The organism is Roseomonas sp. KE0001 (assembly GCF_016107285.1).
Classification (GTDB): Bacteria; Pseudomonadota; Alphaproteobacteria; order Acetobacterales; family Acetobacteraceae; genus Pseudoroseomonas.
On record NZ_RCVQ01000002.1, the window covers coordinates 75,653 to 93,197 of the forward strand.

The following is a 17,545-nucleotide window of genomic DNA, read 5'->3' on the forward strand; positions in this document are numbered from 1 at the left end:
CGGGCCGGGGGCGGCCGGCTCAGTTCACTTCCTCGCCCGCCTGGAGGCCCCAGATCGCGCTGCGCTGGATATAGCCGCGGTGCCCTTCCACCTGCACCTCGCACCAGTTGCTGCCCGCCTTGCAGCTGCGGATGCGCCCGACCACGCCCGGCATCAGCCGCGCCACGACCGCGCTCGCCTCGCCCTCGGCGCTGTGGAGGCTGCGCTCCTCGCCGCGCACCAGGAAGGTGCGGCGGCCGGCCAGGGTGGACTGGTGCACCCAGCCCTCGGTGCCGTCCATGTCGCGGATGCGGCGCCACTGGTTGTATTCGCGCAGGATCTCCACCGGCAGGTCGCGGCGCTGATAGGTCCACTCGATCGGAAAGCGCGTGTCGGGGCCGATGCGCAGATTCACCTCGTCGCTGCGCAGCGAGACGAAGCGCGGGATCGGCAGGCCGGTGGCGCTGCCCAGGCTGGGCTGCTGCAGCTCCTGCGGGCTGGGAGCGGGGGAGGCGGGCGGCGGCGGCGCGCTTCCCGCCGCGCCCGTGGCGGCGGCGCCGGCCGCGACACCCGCCGCCGCGCCGGCGGCCCGGGCGGCGGGCGGACGTTTCACCGGGGTCGGCGGCGCGGCCTGGGTCGGCGGGGCGCGCCGCGGGGTCGGGGTGGCCTGTGGACGGTTCGGCTGGGCCGGGCGGGCCTCCGGGACGGGGCGGGCCGGCGCCGGCCGCGTGGCCGGCGGCGTGGCGGGCCGTGTGGCGGACCCTTGGGGCGCCGCGCCGGCCGGCGGCCGCAGGACCTGATCCGGTGCCGGCCGGAGCGGCGCGGGCTGCGCCGGGCGCGGCGGCTGCAGCGTGCCCGGCCCGCCGGAACCGCCGCCCGTACCCTGGGCGCCGCCGAGGCTGGACTGGGCGGCGAGGGGTGTCGAGACGAGAAGAAGAAGCAGGGCGGAGGCAGCGGGGCGAAGCCGGATCATGCGTCGATCTGGCCCGTATTCCCTGCCCCTGGTCAAGCACCCGCTTTGCATCGCAGCATCGCCTCCTGCGGTCGTCCTCATGCGCGTTGTCATGGCGGTGGCCTCCGCCGTCGGGGCGGGGAGCGGCGCCGGAAGCGGGCCTCAGAGGGCGAGCATCTGCCCCTCCGCCACGGCGGACAGGAAACTGACCACCCCGGCCACCTCGACATCGGGCGCCAGGGCCTCCGGCGCGATGCCCTCGGCCCGGAGCCCGGCCTCGCAGGCCATGCGGCGGATGCCGAGATCGCAGGCCGCGGCCAGCAGCGATTCCAGGCCGGCGACGCCGCGCCGGCCCAGCAGCGCCTCGCGCGGGTCGGCCCTGAGCGGCGTGTCGCGCAGCAGCAGGGCGCAGCCCGCATTGGTGGCGAAGAGCAGCACCGGGCGGCCGATGGCGGCGGCACCGGTCGCCAGCACCAGCGCGTAGTGCGCCGCCTCATGCCCGCCGGAGCGCAGCAGGATACCAAGGGGCCTTCCGCTCATGGCAGCGCGCAGGCGGGGGCGGGCGCGGCGGCGGCATGGGCCGCGAGGTCATGGATGCGCGGCGCGTCGCCGCAGAGCGCGCAGGCAGGGTCGCGTTTCAGCCGCACGGTGCGGAAGCGGCTGTCCAGCGCGTCCCAGAGCAGCAGGCGCCCGGCCATGCTCTCGCCGATGCCCAGGATCTCCTTCAGCACCTCGGTCGCCTGCAGGGTGCCCATCACGCCGGTGATGGCGCCGAGCACCCCCGCCTCCGAGCAGCTCGGCACCAGGCCGGGCGGCGGCGGCTCCGGATGCAGGCAGCGATGGCAGGGGAAATGGGGGCCGAGATGCGACTTGAAGACCGCGAGCTGCCCCTCGAAGCGCAGCACGGCGGCCGAGACCAGGGGGCGGCCGAGCAGGTGGCAGGCATCGCCGAGCAGGAAGCGCGTCGGGAAATTGTCGGTGCCGTCGCAGACCAGGTCGTAGCGCGGGATCAGCGCGGCGGCGCTGCCGGCGTCGAGCCGGTGCGGATGGACCTCCACCCGCACCTCCGGGTTGAGGCGCCGGATGGTCTCGGCCGCGCTCTCCGCCTTGTTGCGGCCAAGGCGCGCCGTGTCGTGCGCCACCTGCCGCTGCAGGTTGGACAGCTCGAGCCGGTCGTCGTCGATCAGGCCGATGGTGCCGATGCCGGCGCCGGCGAGGTAGAGCGCCAGCGGCGAACCCAGCCCGCCGGCGCCGACCAGCAGCACCTTCGCCGCGCGCAGCTTCGCCTGGCCCACCGCCCCCACCTCCTGCAGCAGGATGTGGCGCGAGTAGCGGTGCAACTCGTCATCGGTGAAGTCGAGGTCCATGGGCCGACATATGGGCGCGGCGAGGGGGGCGGCGCAATGCCCCGGCGCGGCGGGCGGCGGCCCAACGACGGTCCAATGGCGGCCTGGCGGCAGGCAGGAAAATGGGCCGTGGCGGGGGACTGCCACGGCCCATGGCTGGGACCGGTTTCTCCTGGGGGGAAGGAGGCGGCCGCGGCCCCGGGGGAGGAGGCGGCGGCCGGCCAGTCCCGGCGTCTCGTCAGCCGACGGGGAAGGCGTCGTGCCCGTCGAAGCGCCCGAACTGCAGGTAATGCAGCAGGGGGTCGATGCCGGCCTCGGCGACATCCGCATGGGCCTGCAGGTACTTGGCGGTGGAGAAGGCGGCGCTCGGGTCGCGGCCCTCCTGCCAGCCGAACTCCATGTAGTGCAGCAGCGGGTCGATGTCGGCCTTCCTCACGTCGTCATACCGCGCGAGATAGTAGCTGACGTCGAAGAAGGCGTTGGGGTCGCGCCCTTCCTGCCAGCCGGAGGCGGCATAATGCTGGCCGGCGTCCATGCCGGTCCGCGCCACATCCGCATTGGCGGCGTAGTAGAACCCGGCATCGACCAGCGGATTCGCCGTGCTTGTCGCATGCGGCGTGGCGGCGGCGATGGCGCGGTCCTCGCCCTGTCCGTAGAGCAGGTAATGGAGCAGGGGGTTCATGCCGACCTCGGCCACATCCCCGTTGAGCGCCAGATACGCCTTGCTGTCGAAGTCGAGGCTGGCGGCGCGGCCCTCGCCGCCGCCGTTTTGCAGGTAATGCAGGAGCGGATTGATGCCGGCCGCCGCCACATCGGTGTTCTGGTTCAGGTAGTAGGTCGTGTGGAAGAAGGCGTTCGGGTCGCGCTGTTCCTGCAGGCCGAACTGCATGAAGTGGGTGAAGGCGTCCACCCCGGCCCGCGCCACGTCCTGGTAGGTGCTGAGGTAGAAGGCGCTGTCGAACAGCGGCATGGCGGCGGCGAAGTCCGCCAGGTCGCGCGGCGCGGTCACGGTGAAGTCCAGCGCCACCGCCTCCGAGACATTGCCGGCGCGGTCGGTGGCCAGGGCCGTGACGGTGTGGCTGCCGGCCTCGAGCGCCTGCTGCAGCGTGAAGGACCACTGGCCCTCCGCATCCGCCGCCACGGTGCCGAGCGCCTCGCCCTCCAGGTGCAGCGTGATGCTGCTGCCGGCCTCGGCGGTGCCGCTCAGCATCGGCGTGGTGTCGCGCGTGGCGCCATTGCCCGGGGAGGGCGCGTCGCTCGACGGGTCGAGCCGCAGCGTCATCTCCGGCGCGACGGTGTCCACCGTCATCACCGCCGCCCCGGAGCGGGCGGAGACCAGGCCGTGCGGGCCAACCGCCTCGGCGGTGAAGCGGTGCTCGCCCTCGGCCAGCGCGCTGGCGGTGTAGCTCCAGTGGCCGTCGGTGACGGCGATCCCCTGCGCCAGCAGCGTGCCGTCCAGGTAGAGCGAGACGGTGCTGCCGGCTGCCGCCGTGCCGGTCAGGGACAGGTCGGCATGGCTGGTGATGCCGTCGGTCGCGCTGACGCCGCTGTCCTGGCCCTCGGCGAAGCCGATCAGCGGCGCGGCGGGCGCCTCCGCCGTGGCGGTCACCGCCTCGGAGGTGGAGAGGGCGACATGGTGCCAGATATCCTCCGCCGGGACGTTCGTGCTCTCGCCCGCGACGTTCCACTTGGACTGCGTGGAGGAGACGGCGTAGCGGTGCGGCCCGTCGCCGGTGACGCCGGTGACCTCGTAGGTCCAGCTGCCATCGGCCTTCACCTCGGCATAGCCGATGATGTTGGCGCCCTGCATCTCCGGATCGGGGATGGAGAGGTCGCGGATGGCGACGAAGACCAGATCCTTCCGCGCGGCGGTATCGACCGCGTCCGGATAGATCTCGCCGGTGCCGCTGAGCAGGACGCGGGTGGCGCCGCCCTCGGTGGCCAGGCGGGCGCCGGTGATGGCGGCGCCGTAGTCGAAGTCGTGGTGGTCGAGATCGGCGAGGCTGAGCGGGATGGTCCGGCCGTCGGCGTCCTGCAGGCCGGAGCGCAGCACCAGGGTCTGGCCGTCGCCCAGGTCGATGCGGATCTTGCCGTCGATCACCTCGGCGCGCGCCAGCACGTCGGAAAGCTGGCGGAAGCTGTCGCCGAAGCCCACCAGGCGGATCACGTCGCCGCCATTCGCCCCGGTGGCGTTCAGGTTGGCGCCGGGCCGGAAGTCGGTGATGACGTCATTGCCGTCGCCCTTGCGGATGACGAAGGTGTCGCCGACCGGGGCGAGGTGGCCGGCCTGGTAGTCCGAGCCGCCGCCGGTCAGGATGTCGTCGCCCTTGCCGCCGTCGATCACGTTCGACCGGATATTGCCGGTGATCATGTTGTCGAGGTCGTTGCCGGTGGCGCGCAGCCAGCCTTCGCCCTCCAGCACGAGATTCTCGACATTCTCCGGCAGCACATAGTCCTGCAGCCAGGTGCGGACGGTGTCGATGCCCTCGCCGGCCTTCTCGACGACGGTGTCGCCGGTGCCGATCGAATAGGTGTCGTCGCCCAGGCCGCCGGCCAGCACGGTCTCGGCGTCGTGGCCGAGGAAATGATCGTTGAGGGTGGTGCCGGTCCACTCGGCCTTGCTGCCATCGACCGTGATGTAGCTGACCGGCTGGCCGCCCGGATGCGCGCCCTCGACCGGCGCGACGGTCAGCCTGAAGGGCTCCGTGACCTGGTTGCCGAGGGCATCGAGGGCGACGATGCTGAGCGCGTGCTCGCCCGCCGCGAGGCCGGCCGCGAGCGGCGCGGTCCAGCTGCCGTCCGCGCCCGCCGTGGCGGTGGCGATGGTCTGGCCCTCGGCGTCCAGGATGCGGATGCGCGCGCCTTCCTCGGAGACGCCCGAGATGCTGGCCTGGCTGCCGGACTGGCGGCTCGCGAGGCCGGAGAGCGGCGGCGGCGTCAGGTCGGCCTCCGGATCGGCCACGATCTCGAGCGGGAAGCTGCCCTCGGCCTCGTCCATCAGCGCGGCCTGGATGTAGTAGACCCGGCCCTCCTCCGCCCGGAAGGAGACCGCCGGCAGGAAGTCGCCGCTGACCTGGTTGTTGGTGACGTTGCGCAGATCGGCATGGGTGATCTCGCCCGCCGGAATCGCGGCCTCGGCCCATTGCACGATCAGCGTCGTGTTCGCGCCGGTCTTCAGCGTGACCACGCCATCGGCCGCCGGCGCATAGCGGTACCAGACGGTGCGCGCGCCGAACCAGCCGACCTCGCCCGCCTCGGCATCGGCGCCCGTGGTGCTGCCGGTGACGGCGACGCCCAGCGTGAGGGCCTGGGCCTGGGCGATGTCGTCATTGACGGGCGTAACCGGCACCGCCGGCGTCTCGGGCCCGGTGGGCACTTCCGGCTCGGTGGGCGTCTCGGGCTCGGTCGGCGTGACCGGATCGGCCGGCGCCTGCCCGGACTGGTCGGCGGGAGCGTTCCCCGCAGTCTGCTCGGATGACGCGAGGGTCTCGGGCGCGTTTGTGGCGTCGGTCGCGGGCATGGGCCGCTGCCTCTTTATCGGTTGTGAAGACACCTCCATAAAGTCTGAATGGGACGTTTCAGTCAACGAGGCATGGGTTATTTTAGAGACAATTCCTACGTAAAGAAAGCGTTACTGGAACACGCGCAAGGCGTGCGACGCGGTGGACCGCGCGCCCCGCGCGTATCGAATTCCGGAAAGAGTCTGTCGCGCCGCAGCCGGGCGTCCAGGGCGTTTTCCGTTCGCAGCGGCGCACTGCAAACGCTCTGGCCGCTTGTTTTCGCGAGTATCTTCACCCGATCCGGTGAATCCTACCGGATCGGGATCTGCCCTAGCGCTGGCCCGTGCTGCCGAAGCCGCCGGCGCCCCGTCCGGTCTCGGGCAGGGTTTCGACCTCGCGCCAATGCCCGCGCATGACGGGGGCCAGCACGCCCTGGGCGATGCGCATGCCGCGTTCCACCGTGAAGGGCGCCGTGCCGGTGTTGAACAGGATGACCTGGACCTCGCCCCGGTAGTCCTCGTCGATCGTCCCCGGGCTGTTCGGCAGCACGATGCCATGCTTCAGCGCCAGACCCGAGCGCGGCCGGACCTGCAGCTCGTGGCCTTCCGGCAAGGCCATGCAAAGGCCGGTCGGCACCAGGGCGCGGCCGCCGGGGGGGATTTCCAGCGGCGCCGTCACCGCCGCCAGCAGGTCGAAGCCGGCGGCGCCGGCGGTGGCATAGGCCGGCAGCGGCAGCCCCTCGGCATGCGGCAGGCGCCGCACCGCGATCTCCCGGCTCATGGCGCCGTCACCGCGCGGGCGATGCGCGCCGCCAGGCGCCGGGCCACCTCGGCCTTGGGCAGGCGGGGCCAGTCCTCCACCCCCTCCGCGCTGACCAGATGCACCGTGTTCTCGGCCCCGCCCATCACATCCCCCGAGACGTCGTTCGCCACGATCCAGTCGCAGCCCTTGCGCTGCCGCTTCGCCATCGCGTTCTCCACCACCGTCTCCGTCTCCGCCGCGAAGCCCACCACCAGCGCCGGCCGCCGCGCGTGGCGCGACAAGGTGGCCAGGATGTCCGGGTTCAGCGCCAGCTCGAGCGGCGGCGGCGGCTCGCCCGGCACCTTCTTCAGCTTCCGCCCCGCCTCCCGCGCGGTGCGCCAATCGGCCACGGCGGCGGCGCAGACCGCGATCTCGGCCGGCAGGGCGGCCTCGCAGGCGGCGAGCATCTCGCGCGCGCTCTGGACGCGTACCACCGCCACCCCCGCCGGGTCGGCGATCGTCACCGGGCCGGAGACCAGCGTCACCCGCGCGCCCAGCGCCGCCAGGGCGCCGGCGATGGCGTGGCCCTGCTGCCCGCTGCTGCGGTTGGCGATGTAGCGCACGGGGTCGATCGGCTCGTGCGTCGGGCCGCTGGTCACCAGGGCGTGCCGTCCGGCCAGGGGGAGGGCCGGGGGAAGGGTCAGGGGGAGGGCCAGGGGAGGGGCCAGAAGAAGCCCCTCGCCGGCGGCCGTCAGCGCGGCCTCGATCGCCGCCAGGATCTCCGCCGGCTCGGAGAGGCGGCCGGGGCCGCTTTCCGCCTCCGCCATGGCGCCCACGGCGGGGCCGACCACCCGGACGCCGCGCGCCGCCAGCGCCGCCATGTTGGCCACCGTCGCCGGATGCCCCCACATCGCCCAGTTCATCGCCGGCGCCACCAGCACCGGGCGGTCGGTGGCGAGCAGCAGGGTGGTGGCGAGGTCGTCGGCCAGGCCATGCGCCATCTTCGCCAGCAGGTCGGCCGAGGCCGGCACCACCGCCACCAGGTCCGGCAGGCGGGCGAGGCGGATATGGCCGATCTCGGCCTCCGCCTGCAGCGACCAGAGATCCTGGTGCACCGCCTCGCCGGCGATGGCCTGCAGGGCGTGCGGCGTGACGAAGCGGGCGCCGCCCGCGGTCAGCACGGGTGTCACCCGCGCCCCCGCCTTGCGCAGCAGCCGGATCAGCTCCAGCGCCTTGTAGGCCGAGACGCTGCCGGAGACGACGAGGAGGATACGCTTGTCGGCGAGCATGGGTGACAGGCTAGACCGGCCGGGGCCCAGCCGGAAGCGGGGTCGGAAGCGGGGTCGGAAGCGGGGTGTGCGCTGTCACCGAAGCGTCATCATCCGCATCGATACCCGCCATCAGGCCAGACAATTGGCCAAACCGGTCCGCGGCCGCCATCTCTCTCTCCGGAAAGACGGCCATTCCAGCCGCCAGTCGACAACAAGGACAAGAACAATGCTTCGCAAGATCCTGCTCTCCAGCATGCTCATCGCCGGGATGGCCGGTACTGCCATGGCGGCGCCGCTGACCGTGACGTCCGAGGGCGAGAACTTCCACGTCGAGTATTCGAACGACGGCGGCAACATCCTGGGCGGCGGCCCGGTGCAGGTGATCGGCCGGGGCCAGACCGCGCGCTACCTGCACGCCCCCGACGCGCCGGCCCAGCGCGGCTGGTACGCCGAGTTCCAGGGCCAGGGCGAGAGCGGCGCCATCGTCTATGTGCCCGCCCCCGGCACCGACATGGCCACCAACCCGCATCCCCAGGGCTGATACGGGCTGGGCTGATACGGGCTGGGCTGATACCGGCTGGGGCGGGGCGGCGCGCCTCAGCCGCGCCGCACGTTCCAGAACAGGGACGGCCCGCCCTTGAGGACGCCGGTGATGCCGCGGCGGTAGGCCTGCTGCGGGCGCTGAAGTCCCAGGGGGATGAAGGGCGCCTCCTCCCACACCGCCTGTTGCAGCGCCTCGGCGATCCGCTTCTCGGCCGCCGGGTCCGTGGCCTCGAACCACGCGTCGCGCAGCGCCTCGCGCCGCGGGCTGGTGGGCCAGCCGGACCAGGCGCCGGCGCCGTTGCCCCGCAGCGGCTGGTGGCTGCCGGGGACCGAGGTGTCGAGCCCTTCCCAGGTGGTGCAGAAGGCGCTGAAGCCGCCCTGCTCGACGGGGCCGCGATTGGTGCGGCGCTGGATCTGCGTGCCCCAGTCCATCGCCACCAGATCGACGTTGAAGCCGACGCGCCGCATGACGTCCGCGGCGACCTCCGTCATGGCCTGGAGGTTGGGGAGGTCGGTGGCCGAGAGCAGGACCACCCGCTCGTTGCGGTAGCCGGAGGCGCGGAGCAGTTGCCGCGCCTTCTCCACATCCCGTGGGCCGGACAGGATCTCCAGCCCGGCGTCATTGGCCAGCGGCGTGCCGGGGGTGAAGGCGCCGGCGGGGATCTGGTACAGCGCCGGATCGGTGCCCATGGCCGCCTGCATGAAGGCTTCCTGGTCCACCGCCGGGAACAGGGCGCGCCGGACCGCCGGATTGTCGAAGGGCGGATTCAGGTGGTTGAAGCGCAGCACCCCGAAGGCGCCGAAGGTGTTGATCGTCTCGACCACGATCTGCCGGTTGCCGCGGAGAACCGGCAGCAGGTCGGGCAGCGGCGCCTCCCACCAGTCGGCCTCGTTGTTCTGGAGCGCGGCGGCGGCGGTGGCCGCGTCCGGCATCACGCGCCATTCGACACGGTCGAAATGCACCGGCTTGCCGCCGGCCAGCAGGTCCGGCGCCTCCTCGCGCGGCTGGTAGGCGGCGTTGCGCGCGAAGGCGGCGAGGCTCCCCGCCACCCACTCGTCGCGCAGGAAGCGGTAGGGGCCGCTGCCGACGATCTCGGTGATCTGGGTGAAGGGGTCCGTCCGCGCGACGCGCTCGGGCATGATGGCGCAGATATTCGCGCCCGCCTTGCCGAGCGCCCAGGTGAGCCCGCTCCAGGGCCGCTTGAGGGCGATGGTGAGGCGCTCGTCCGAGACCGCCACCATCTCGTTCAACAGGAGGTCGAGGCGCTGGCCCAGAACGTCCCGCTTCGACCAGCGGCGGATCGAGGCGATGCAGTCGCGGGCCCGGACCGGCTCGCCGTCATGGAAGCGCAGGCCGGGGCGCAGGGTGACGGTGTGGGTCAGCCCATCCGCCGACACCGCGTGCGCCGCCGCCATCTGCGGCCGGACCTGGAAGTCGGCGCCGATGCCGAAGAGCGTGTCATAGACCATCAGCCCGGCATTGCGGGACAGGACCGAGGTGCCCCAGATCGGGTCCATGCTGGCGAGGTTGCCCTGCGGCACGAAGCGCAGGGTGCGCGCCGCGCCGCCCTGCGCCAGGGCCGGCGCGGCCATCCGGCCCGCCGCCAGGGCCGCGGCGGTGCCGGCCGCGGCCGTTCTCAGGAGCGTCCGGCGAGAGGCCATGCCCGGTTCCCTTCTCAGAGTTTCCAGCCGGTGTGGATCGCCACCACCCCACCCGAGAGGTTCTGCCACTTCACCCGCTCGAAGCCGGCCCGCTCCATCATGCCGGCCAGCGTCGGCTGGTCGGGGAACATGCGGATGCTCTCGGCCAGGTACTGGTAGCTCCCGGAATCCTTGGCGATGCGCGCGCCGATCGCCGGCAGCGCCTTGAAGGACCAGGCATCGTAGAGCGGCCGCAGCGCGTCGATCTCGAGGCGCGAGAATTCCAGCACATGCATCCGCCCGCCGGGGCGCAGCACGCGGAAGCCCTCGCGCAGCACCGCGTCCTTGTCGGTGCAGTTGCGCAGGCCGAAGGCCATCGAGACCTTCTCCACGCTGCGGTCGGGGAAGGGCAGGCGCTCGGCGTCGCAGCAGACATAGGCGAGGCCCTCGGCCAGCCCCTTCTGCAGGGCCCGGCCCTGGCCGACGCCCAGCATGGCGGCGTTGATATCGGCCAGGATGACCCGGCCGGCGCCGCGCCGCTTCGCCAGGAAGGCGACGTCGCCGGTGCCGGCGGCGAGGTCGAGCAGCGTCTCGCGCGGGCCGGCGCCGATGGCGGCGACGAAGGCCTGCTTCCAGGCCCGGTGCAGGCCGAGCGACATCAGGTCGTTCATGACGTCGTACTTGGGCGCGACGCTGTCGAAGACCTCCCGCACCATCGACGCCTTGGCGTCGCGGGGCACTTCGCGGAAGCCGAAATCCGTGGTCTGGGTCATGCGCGCAGGATAGCGGCTTGCGGCCCTCCGGGAAGAGGCCTTGAAGAGGCCTTGAAGAGCCCCTGGGAAGAGGCGCCGCCCGGCTCTCAGCCGCGGCGCATCCGCCGCAGATCCTGCAGCCGTAGCGCGCCGAGCGCCTGGGTGGCGCCGAAATAGGTCACGAGCCCGGCCCCCACCAGCAGGCCGAGCGCCAGCAGCTGCCACAGCCCGCGCGCCGGGAAGAGCAGCGGCGCCAGCACCGCCAGCACCGCCGCCATCAGCAGGGTCGCCGCCGCCAAGCGCCAGAGGTTGCGCCGCAGCCGCCGGTCGGCGATCCAGTGGCCGCGCCGCGCCAGGATGCCCAGCAGCAGCAGGGCATTGGCCCAGGCCGCGGTCGAGGTCGCCATGGCGATGCCGACATGGCCGAAGCCCAGGCCCAGCACCAGCGTCAGGCTGGCGGCGAGGTTCAGCGCCACCACCGCGATGCCGATCTTGACCGGCGTCGCCGTGTCGCCGCGGGCGAAGAAGCCGGGGGCGAAGGCCTTGATCAGCACGAAGGCCGGCAGGCCGGCGGCATAGGCGACCAGCGCATCCGCCACCGCATGCGCCTGCGCCACCGTCAGCGCGCCCCGCTGGAACAGCACCAGGACGATCGGCTCGGCCAGCACCATCAGCGCCGCCGCCGCCGGCAGGGCCAGCGCCAGGGACAGCTCCGCCGCCCGGTTCATGCTGCGATGGGCCGAGAGCGCCTTGCCGCTCCGCAACTGGCGCGACAGCACCGGCAGCAGCGCCGTGCCGATGGCGGCGCCCACCACGCCGAGCGGCAGCTGCGCGACCCGGTCGGCATAGTTCAGGTAGCTCACCGCGCCCGCCGGCAGCAGCGTCGCGATGAACATGTCGATCGCCAGGCTGAGCTGCGAGATGCTGGCGCCCAGGATGCCCGGCAGCATGGTCCGCACCACCCGCCGCGTCTCCGGCGTCAGGCGCGGCCAGGTGAACAGGCGGAAGCCCATCCCGGCCCGGTGGCAGGCGAGGGTGACCATGGCGAGCTGGGCGAGGCCCGAGGCCATGCTGCCCCAGGCCAGCGCATGCGCCGGCGTCGCGACGAAGGGCGTCAGCGCGAAGAGCGAGACGATGGCGAAGAGGTTGAACAGCAGGGGCGCGCCGGCGGCGAGGGCGAACTTGTCGATGGCGTTCAGCACGCCCGAGACCAGCGCCGTGAGGCAGATGAACAGCAGGTAGGGGAAGGTGATGCGCGACAGCTCGACGACGAGGTCGAAGCGCAGCGGCTCGTCGATCAGCCCCGGCGTCAGCACCGACATGACCTGCGGCATGAAGACCATGCCCAGCACCACCAGCAGCGTGAGCCAGAGGCCGAGCAGGGTGGACATGTGCTCGGCCAGCTCGCGCGCCTTCCTCGGCCCCTCCAGCGCCAGCGTGCCGGCGAAGGCGGGGACGAAGGCGGCGTTGAAGGCGCCCTCGCCGAACAGGCGGCGGAACAGGTTGGGCAGGCGGAGCGCGATGAAGAAGGCATCCGCCAGCGGGCCGGCGCCGATCATGGCGGCGATCAGCATGTCGCGCAGGAAGCCCAGGATGCGGCTGGCGAAGGTCCAGCTGCCGATGGTCAGGATGTTGCGCAGCATGCTCGGGGCCTGATCACGGCGGCGGGGAGGGGCGGCGCGGGGCGGCCGGAAGGCTCCGGGGCCCCGCGCCGGTCAGTCAGGCATTGGCCACGGGGGGCTGCGGCTGGCCGGCGGCCTGGGCGCCGCGCCGGCTCTGCCACAGCGCCACGAAGTCGATCGGCGAGAGCAGCACGGGCGGGAAGCCGCCGTCGCGCGTCACATCGGCCAGGATGTTGCGGGCGAAGGGGAAGAGCAGCCGCGGGCACTCGACCAGCAGCAGCGGCTCCAGCAGGTTCGGCTCCACGTTCACCGTGAAGATGCCGCAATAGACCAGCTCGGCGATGAAGGCCGTCTGGGTGGCGCCGTCCTGCGTCGGCGCCTGGGCGTCGGCGCGGATCTGCAGCGACACCTCGAAGACGTTCTGCCCCTGCGGCAGCGGCCGCGCCTGGACGTCGAGCGCCAGGTCGATGCGCGGCTGCTCGCGCAGCGTGGCGAAGATCTCCGGCGCGCCGGGCACCTCGAAGGAGAGATCCTTGGTGTATTGCAGGTTCAGCAGCAGCGGGCCCTGGGGCGCGGCCCCGTTGGGGGCGCCGTTCTGCGGCGGGAGGGCGTCGGGTGGAAGGGTGTCGGACATGCGGGCCCCTGGATGCGGTTCCGGTTTGGGCGCGGGGTAGCACGCCCGGCCCGGCCTGTCACAGCGCGCCGGCGGCGGCGGGCCGGCGATCGCCGCCTCAGCGGTGCTTCCAGCTGATCCGCTCCGGCGCCGCCGCCTCCAGGTCGCAGCGCAGCCACTGTCCGTTCGCCACCGACTCGCCGGTCATCGACAGGATGAAGCCCCAGTGCGAGACCACCACCGTGTGGCGCCAGTCCGCCAACGCCGCCATCTCGGCGCGGAACAGCCTCGCCCGGCCCTCCACCTGGTCCGCCGGCTCCTCGACCGCGGGCCACCAGACCTCCTCGACATGGGCGAGGTCGAGGTCGGGCCATTCCAGCTTCAGCGTCGTGCAGGGCGAGCCGATGTCGCAGCTGAAGGCATAGCGCTCGCGCACCAGCGGGTGCACCAGCACCGGCAGGCCGAGGCGGCGGGCCAGCGGCGCCGCGGTCTGCAGCGCCCGCGTATAGGGGCTGGCGATGATGCGGCGGATGTCCTCCCCGGCCAGGGCCTGGGCGGCGGCCTCCGCCTGATGCTGCCCGAGGATGGTCAGCTTCGGGTCGTGGATGCCGGGGTCGCGCCGGGTGGCGGTGAAATGCAGGTTGAACTCGCTCTGGCCGTGGCGCAGCAGGATCATCGGGGACTCCGTGGCGGGGCGGCGGCGCCGCGCTCCCCGCCTTTTGCGGCAGGCCGCGCCGTCGCGGCAAGGGCGCCGCGGCGCCGGCCCCCTCCGCGCCCGCCCGCGGGACGGTCCCCGATGGCATTGCGGTGACGGGCTGCCGCCCCTAAGTGTTGCACATGAGGAGAATGCAATGTCCGGCGGCTTTCCGGTCGATCTGATCCTGTTCGCCATGGTCGCGGCCTTCCTGGTGCTGCGGCTGCGCAGCGTCCTGGGCCGCCGCCAGGGCTACGAGCGGCCGCCGCAGGAGCGCCAGGCTGCCGCCCCGCCGTCGCACGGGCCGGTGGAGGCCGAGCCGCAGCCGGGGCCCGCGCCGGAGCATGCCCGCCCGGTGGTGCCGGATTCGCGCACGCCGACGGGCCAGGTGCTGGAGCGGATGCGGCAGGCGGATCCCGCCTTCGACCCGCGCGGCTTCCTGGCCGGGGCGGAGGGGGCCTTCCGCATGATCGTCGAGGCCTTTGCCCGGGGCGACCGCCAGACGCTGCGCGACCTGCTGGCCGAGGAGACCTATGCCGGCTTCGAGCAGGCGATCGCCGCGCGCGAGGCCGCCGGCGAGCGGCAGCGCACCGAGATCCGCGCCATCCACGAGATGCGGATCGAGAGCGCCGATCTGCGCGGCACGGTGGCCGACATCACGGTGCGCATCGTCTCCGATCAGGTGAACGTGACCAGCGGCGCGGGCGGCGAGATCGTGGCCGGAGCCGAGGCCGTCACCGAGCTGAACGACATCTGGACCTTCCAGCGCGACCTCAGCAGCGGCGACCCAGCCTGGAAGCTTGTCGGCACCCGCTCGGCCTGACCACCGCCTTGCCATCCACCGCCAGGACCCGGCGGGGCGCCGGTCGCGCCGCGTTGCTCGCCCTCACCCTCCTGGCCGGCTGCGGCGGACCGCCGCAACGGCCGGCCGAGCTGCCCGGCTGGGGCGAGGACCGGCTGTCGCAGGCGATTCCGCCCTTCGTCGCCGGCTGCCGCCCGCCGGCCTTCCCCGAGCCTCTCTGCGCCGAGGCCGCCGCGCTGCCCGAGGATGACGACGTCGCGGCGCGGGCCTTCTTCGAGCGCCGCTTCGGCCTGCGCCATGCCGGCGAGGGGCTGATGACCGGCTATTTCGAGCCCGAGCTGCGTGGCGCCACAACCCCCTCGCCGGATTTCGCCACGCCGCTGCGGGGCCGGCCCTCGGACCTGGTGGAGGTGGATCTCGGCCGCTTCTCCGAGGAGCTGCGCGGGCGGCGCATCGCCGGGCGGGTGCGCGAGGGCCGGCTGCTTCCCTATCCCGACCGCGCCGCCATCGAGGGCGGCGCCAGCGATGCCCCGGTGCTGCTCTGGGTGGATGATCCGGCGGGCAAGTTCTTCCTGCAGATCCAGGGTTCCGGGCGGGTCGTGCTGCCGGACGGCTCGGTGCGGCGGATGGGCTACGCGGCCCAGAACGGCCGCGCCTATGTGCCGATCGGCCGCCTGCTGGCCGAGCGCGGCGAGATCCCGCGCGAGCAGGTTTCGATGCAGAGCATCCTGGCCTGGCTCCAGCGCGCCGGCCCCGAGCGGGCCGCGGCGCTGATGGAGGAGAACCCCTCCTACGTCTTCTTCCGCGAAACCCCGGCCCGGCCGGAGCAGGGGCCGACCGGCTCGCAGGGCGTGCCGCTGACGCCGCTGCGCTCGATCGCCGTGGACCGGGAGCACATCCCGCTGGGCAGCCCGGTCTGGATCGTCACGCGCCATCCGGTGAGCGGGGTGCCGCTGCGCCGGCTGGTGCTGGCCCAGGACACCGGCGGCGCCATCCGCGGCGAGGCGCGGGCCGACCTCTTCTGGGGCTGGGGCGAGGAGGCCGCCGAGGCCGCCGGCCGCATGAAGGAGAGCGCCGACCTCTACGTGCTGGAACCCTTGCGGGAGGCCGGCGGCCCGTCCTGAGGCGACTCCTCCTCCAGCACGGCGCGCAGCCGGGCGACGGCTTCGGGCGGGAGCTGGCGGATGCGCGTGGCCAGCAGATTGGCCAGCTCCGTCGCGGCGGGGGACAGGCCCGAGGTGTCGAGGATCACCCGGGGATGCGAGAGGCGCGCCAGCCGGACCATCTCCTCCGCATCGTCCCAGATCAGCCCGAAATACTCGTTCACCTGATGCACCAGACCGGCCGTCGGGCGGCCGCGCCGGCCATGCTCCAGCGCGGAGAGATAGGCGGCCGACACATGAAGCGCCTCGGCCATCTGCCGCAGCGTCACGCCCCGCGCCCGGCGGAGGGCCCGCAGCCGCGCACCGAAGGGTGTCACGCGGCGCGGCGGCGGCGCAGCAGCAGATGCACCACGCCCTGGTTGGGGGCCGGATGGGCGGCGCCCAGCAGCAGCGGGCGCAGCTCCGGCGCGTTCAGCCAGTGCGGCAGCTCCCGCCGCAGCACCCCCCCCTCCGGCGCCGGGCCCTTGCCGGTCACCACCGCGACGCAGCGCACCCCATCGGCATGGGCGGAGAGGAGGAAGCGGCGCACGGCCAGCCACGCCTCCTGCGCGCGGCGGCCGTGCAGGTCGAGCGTCCGCTCGGGCCTGGTCAGGCCCCGGCGCAGCTCCTTCCAGCGGCGGTGGTCGAGACCGCCGGGCTGGTGGCCGACATGCAGGGAGGCCGCGGCGCGGGGCGCCCGTGGCGCGGGCGGGGAAGGGTCCGGACCGCGCGGCGCGGGCGGCGCCTCGGCCGGCGGCGATGCGGTGGGGGCGAGCTCATGCCCGGGCAGCGGCGTCACCGTGGCGGCATAGGCGCGCCAGAGGGCTGCGTCGGCGGGGGTGAGCGAACGGCCGCGGCGGGATGGCATGGCCGCTCTGATGGCATCGGCCGGAAGGGAAGGCCAGGGTGAACTGTCGGGGAACTCACGATCGGATCGGAGCGGGCGGCCCGGCCTCCGGTGAGACCGGGCCTGGCTGGGCTCAGCGGGTCGGCGGCACGGGCTGGTCGCGGCCCTGCATCGGCCCCGAGCCGGCGGTCGGCGCGCCGGGACGGGCGGTGACGGAGGGCAGCAGGCCGGCACTGGTCGGCGCATCGGTCGAGCCGCGCTCGCGCGCTCCGCTGCCGGCGGCCGGCACATCGCCCTGCAGGGTGTTCGACTCCCGGATGGTCTGGCTGGTGCTGGTCGGCGGATCGGTCCTGGCGTCCGGCGGAACCGGCGCGGGGCGCTGGCCGGGGCCGCCGCAGGCTGCGAGGGCGAGGGTCAGACCGGTGATGGCAACGGCGGCCATGGGTTTACGCATCGGCGATGCCTTTCCTTGTCGGGCGCTCGTGAGCCGGCCAGGCAGGAAGGCCGATCGGCGCCGTGCCGATGACAAAGCACGGACAAGCCAAAGGTTGCCAGAGCTTTCTTTCCGGAAATTTATGATGCCGGAATGATATGGCGGAACGTCGGGCACGACGTCGTCGATCACCTCGGATCGCGTGTTTTCCGCCGTGGGCCGAGCCTCCCGGCAAGGTTCCACGGCGGATGTCAGGATCGGAGAGGTTTCAGCGGCCCTGCATCGGCCCGGTGCCGGCGGTCGGCCGGCCAGGCATTTGGCTCAGGGCGTTGGGCAGGGTCGTCGCGCTGGTCGGCGCATCGGTCGAGCCGCGCTCGCGCGCTCCGCTGCCGGCGGTGGGGACGCCCGGGATGCGGGCCAGCGTATTCGGTGCCAGGGTGGCGCTGGTCGGGTCGTCCGTGGTCCCCCGCTGGCGCGTTCCGGTGCCGACGGTGGGGGCGTTGCCGGGAAGGCTGGAGGATTCCCGGATGGTCTGGCTGGTGGTGGTCGGTGGATCGGTCCTGGCCTCCGGCGGAACCGGCGCGGGACGTTGACCGGGACCTCCGCAGGCCGCCAGGGCGAGGGTCAGACCGGTGATGGCAACGGCGGTCATGGATTTACGCATCTT

18 protein-coding genes are annotated in these 17,545 nt (G+C 73.3%); 3 read left to right on the top strand and 15 right to left on the bottom strand.

All coding sequences use genetic code 11. The features are described 5' to 3' along the window. Positions 1–19: 19 nt before the first annotated feature. The 6 genes from D9598_RS03790 to D9598_RS03815 form a co-directional block, all read right to left on the bottom strand. Positions 20–952 carry an SH3 domain-containing protein gene (locus D9598_RS03790; RefSeq protein ID WP_198365084.1) on the bottom strand — a complete coding sequence of 311 codons (933 nt, stop codon included), beginning with the start codon at positions 950–952 and terminating at the stop codon, positions 20–22. Between the two features lie 141 nt (positions 953–1,093). Continuing rightward, positions 1,094–1,471: a DsrE family protein gene (locus D9598_RS03795; protein ID WP_198365085.1), complete on the bottom strand. Its 378-nt coding sequence runs from the start codon at positions 1,469–1,471 to the stop codon at positions 1,094–1,096. Further along, a complete protein-coding gene (locus D9598_RS03800) occupies positions 1,468–2,298 on the bottom strand; it encodes a HesA/MoeB/ThiF family protein (protein ID WP_198365086.1) in 831 nt (276 codons plus the stop codon). Before D9598_RS03800 ends, D9598_RS03795 begins: the two co-directional genes overlap by 4 nt. Positions 2,299–2,515: 217 nt before the next feature. Next, complete coding sequence (locus D9598_RS03805; protein WP_198365087.1) at positions 2,516–5,797, bottom strand: Ig-like domain-containing protein; 3,282 nt, start codon at positions 5,795–5,797, stop codon at positions 2,516–2,518. Between the two features lie 310 nt (positions 5,798–6,107). After that, positions 6,108–6,557: a dUTP diphosphatase gene (dut, locus tag D9598_RS03810; protein ID WP_198365088.1), complete on the bottom strand. Its 450-nt coding sequence runs from the start codon at positions 6,555–6,557 to the stop codon at positions 6,108–6,110. After that, a complete protein-coding gene (locus D9598_RS03815; RefSeq protein WP_198365089.1) occupies positions 6,554–7,807 on the bottom strand; it encodes a phosphopantothenate--cysteine ligase family flavoprotein in 1,254 nt (417 codons plus the stop codon). The genes dut and D9598_RS03815 overlap by 4 nt, the downstream gene beginning before the upstream one ends. A 208-nt stretch (positions 7,808–8,015) precedes the next feature. Here D9598_RS03815 and D9598_RS03820 point away from each other — a divergent pair, with 208 nt between their 5' ends. Beyond that, on the top strand, positions 8,016–8,330 hold the full coding sequence (locus D9598_RS03820; RefSeq protein WP_198365090.1) for a hypothetical protein: 315 nt from the start codon (positions 8,016–8,018) through the stop codon (positions 8,328–8,330). 56 nt (positions 8,331–8,386) lie between these two features. On the opposite strand, the gene D9598_RS03825 is transcribed toward D9598_RS03820, so the two are convergent. The 5 genes from D9598_RS03825 to D9598_RS03845 all read right to left on the bottom strand — a co-directional run bounded on the left by D9598_RS03825 (position 8,387) and on the right by D9598_RS03845 (position 13,636). Further along, on the bottom strand, positions 8,387–9,994 hold the full coding sequence (locus tag D9598_RS03825) for an ABC transporter substrate-binding protein (protein WP_198365091.1): 1,608 nt from the start codon (positions 9,992–9,994) through the stop codon (positions 8,387–8,389). Between the two features lie 14 nt (positions 9,995–10,008). Beyond that, the gene (locus D9598_RS03830) at positions 10,009–10,746 is read right to left on the bottom strand and encodes a class I SAM-dependent methyltransferase (RefSeq protein ID WP_198365092.1); all 738 of its coding nucleotides are present in this window, start codon (positions 10,744–10,746) and stop codon (positions 10,009–10,011) included. 86 nt (positions 10,747–10,832) lie between these two features. Continuing rightward, a complete protein-coding gene (murJ, locus tag D9598_RS03835; RefSeq protein ID WP_198365093.1) occupies positions 10,833–12,368 on the bottom strand; it encodes a murein biosynthesis integral membrane protein MurJ in 1,536 nt (511 codons plus the stop codon). Positions 12,369–12,444: 76 nt separating this feature from the next. After that, positions 12,445–12,981, bottom strand: coding sequence for a protein-export chaperone SecB (gene secB / locus D9598_RS03840; RefSeq protein WP_198365094.1), 537 nt, complete (start codon positions 12,979–12,981; stop codon positions 12,445–12,447). Positions 12,982–13,078: 97 nt separating this feature from the next. Then, positions 13,079–13,636 (bottom strand): histidine phosphatase family protein, encoded by a 558-nt coding sequence (locus D9598_RS03845; RefSeq protein ID WP_198365095.1) that lies wholly within the window; start codon positions 13,634–13,636, stop codon positions 13,079–13,081. A 175-nt stretch (positions 13,637–13,811) separates the two neighbouring features. Between D9598_RS03845 and D9598_RS03850 the strand changes: the two genes are divergently transcribed. Beyond that, the gene (locus D9598_RS03850; protein WP_198365096.1) at positions 13,812–14,477 is read left to right on the top strand and encodes a Tim44/TimA family putative adaptor protein; all 666 of its coding nucleotides are present in this window, start codon (positions 13,812–13,814) and stop codon (positions 14,475–14,477) included. An 8-nt stretch (positions 14,478–14,485) separates the two neighbouring features. Then, the gene (locus D9598_RS03855; RefSeq protein ID WP_232476895.1) at positions 14,486–15,580 is read left to right on the top strand and encodes a murein transglycosylase A; all 1,095 of its coding nucleotides are present in this window, start codon (positions 14,486–14,488) and stop codon (positions 15,578–15,580) included. Here D9598_RS03855 and D9598_RS03860 read toward each other — a convergent pair. The 4 genes from D9598_RS03860 to D9598_RS03875 form a co-directional block, all read right to left on the bottom strand. After that, positions 15,538–15,936 carry a helix-turn-helix domain-containing protein gene (locus tag D9598_RS03860; protein ID WP_198365097.1) on the bottom strand — a complete coding sequence of 133 codons (399 nt, stop codon included), beginning with the start codon at positions 15,934–15,936 and terminating at the stop codon, positions 15,538–15,540. The two genes, D9598_RS03855 and D9598_RS03860, sit on opposite strands and share 43 nt — an antisense overlap. Then, complete coding sequence (locus D9598_RS03865; RefSeq protein WP_198365098.1) at positions 15,933–16,466, bottom strand: Smr/MutS family protein; 534 nt, start codon at positions 16,464–16,466, stop codon at positions 15,933–15,935. The genes D9598_RS03860 and D9598_RS03865 overlap by 4 nt, the downstream gene beginning before the upstream one ends. A 112-nt stretch (positions 16,467–16,578) precedes the next feature. Continuing rightward, positions 16,579–16,899, bottom strand: coding sequence for a hypothetical protein (locus D9598_RS03870; protein WP_198365099.1), 321 nt, complete (start codon positions 16,897–16,899; stop codon positions 16,579–16,581). A 247-nt stretch (positions 16,900–17,146) separates the two neighbouring features. Continuing rightward, a complete protein-coding gene (locus D9598_RS03875; RefSeq protein ID WP_198365100.1) occupies positions 17,147–17,530 on the bottom strand; it encodes a hypothetical protein in 384 nt (127 codons plus the stop codon). Between the last annotated feature and the right edge of the window lie 15 nt (positions 17,531–17,545).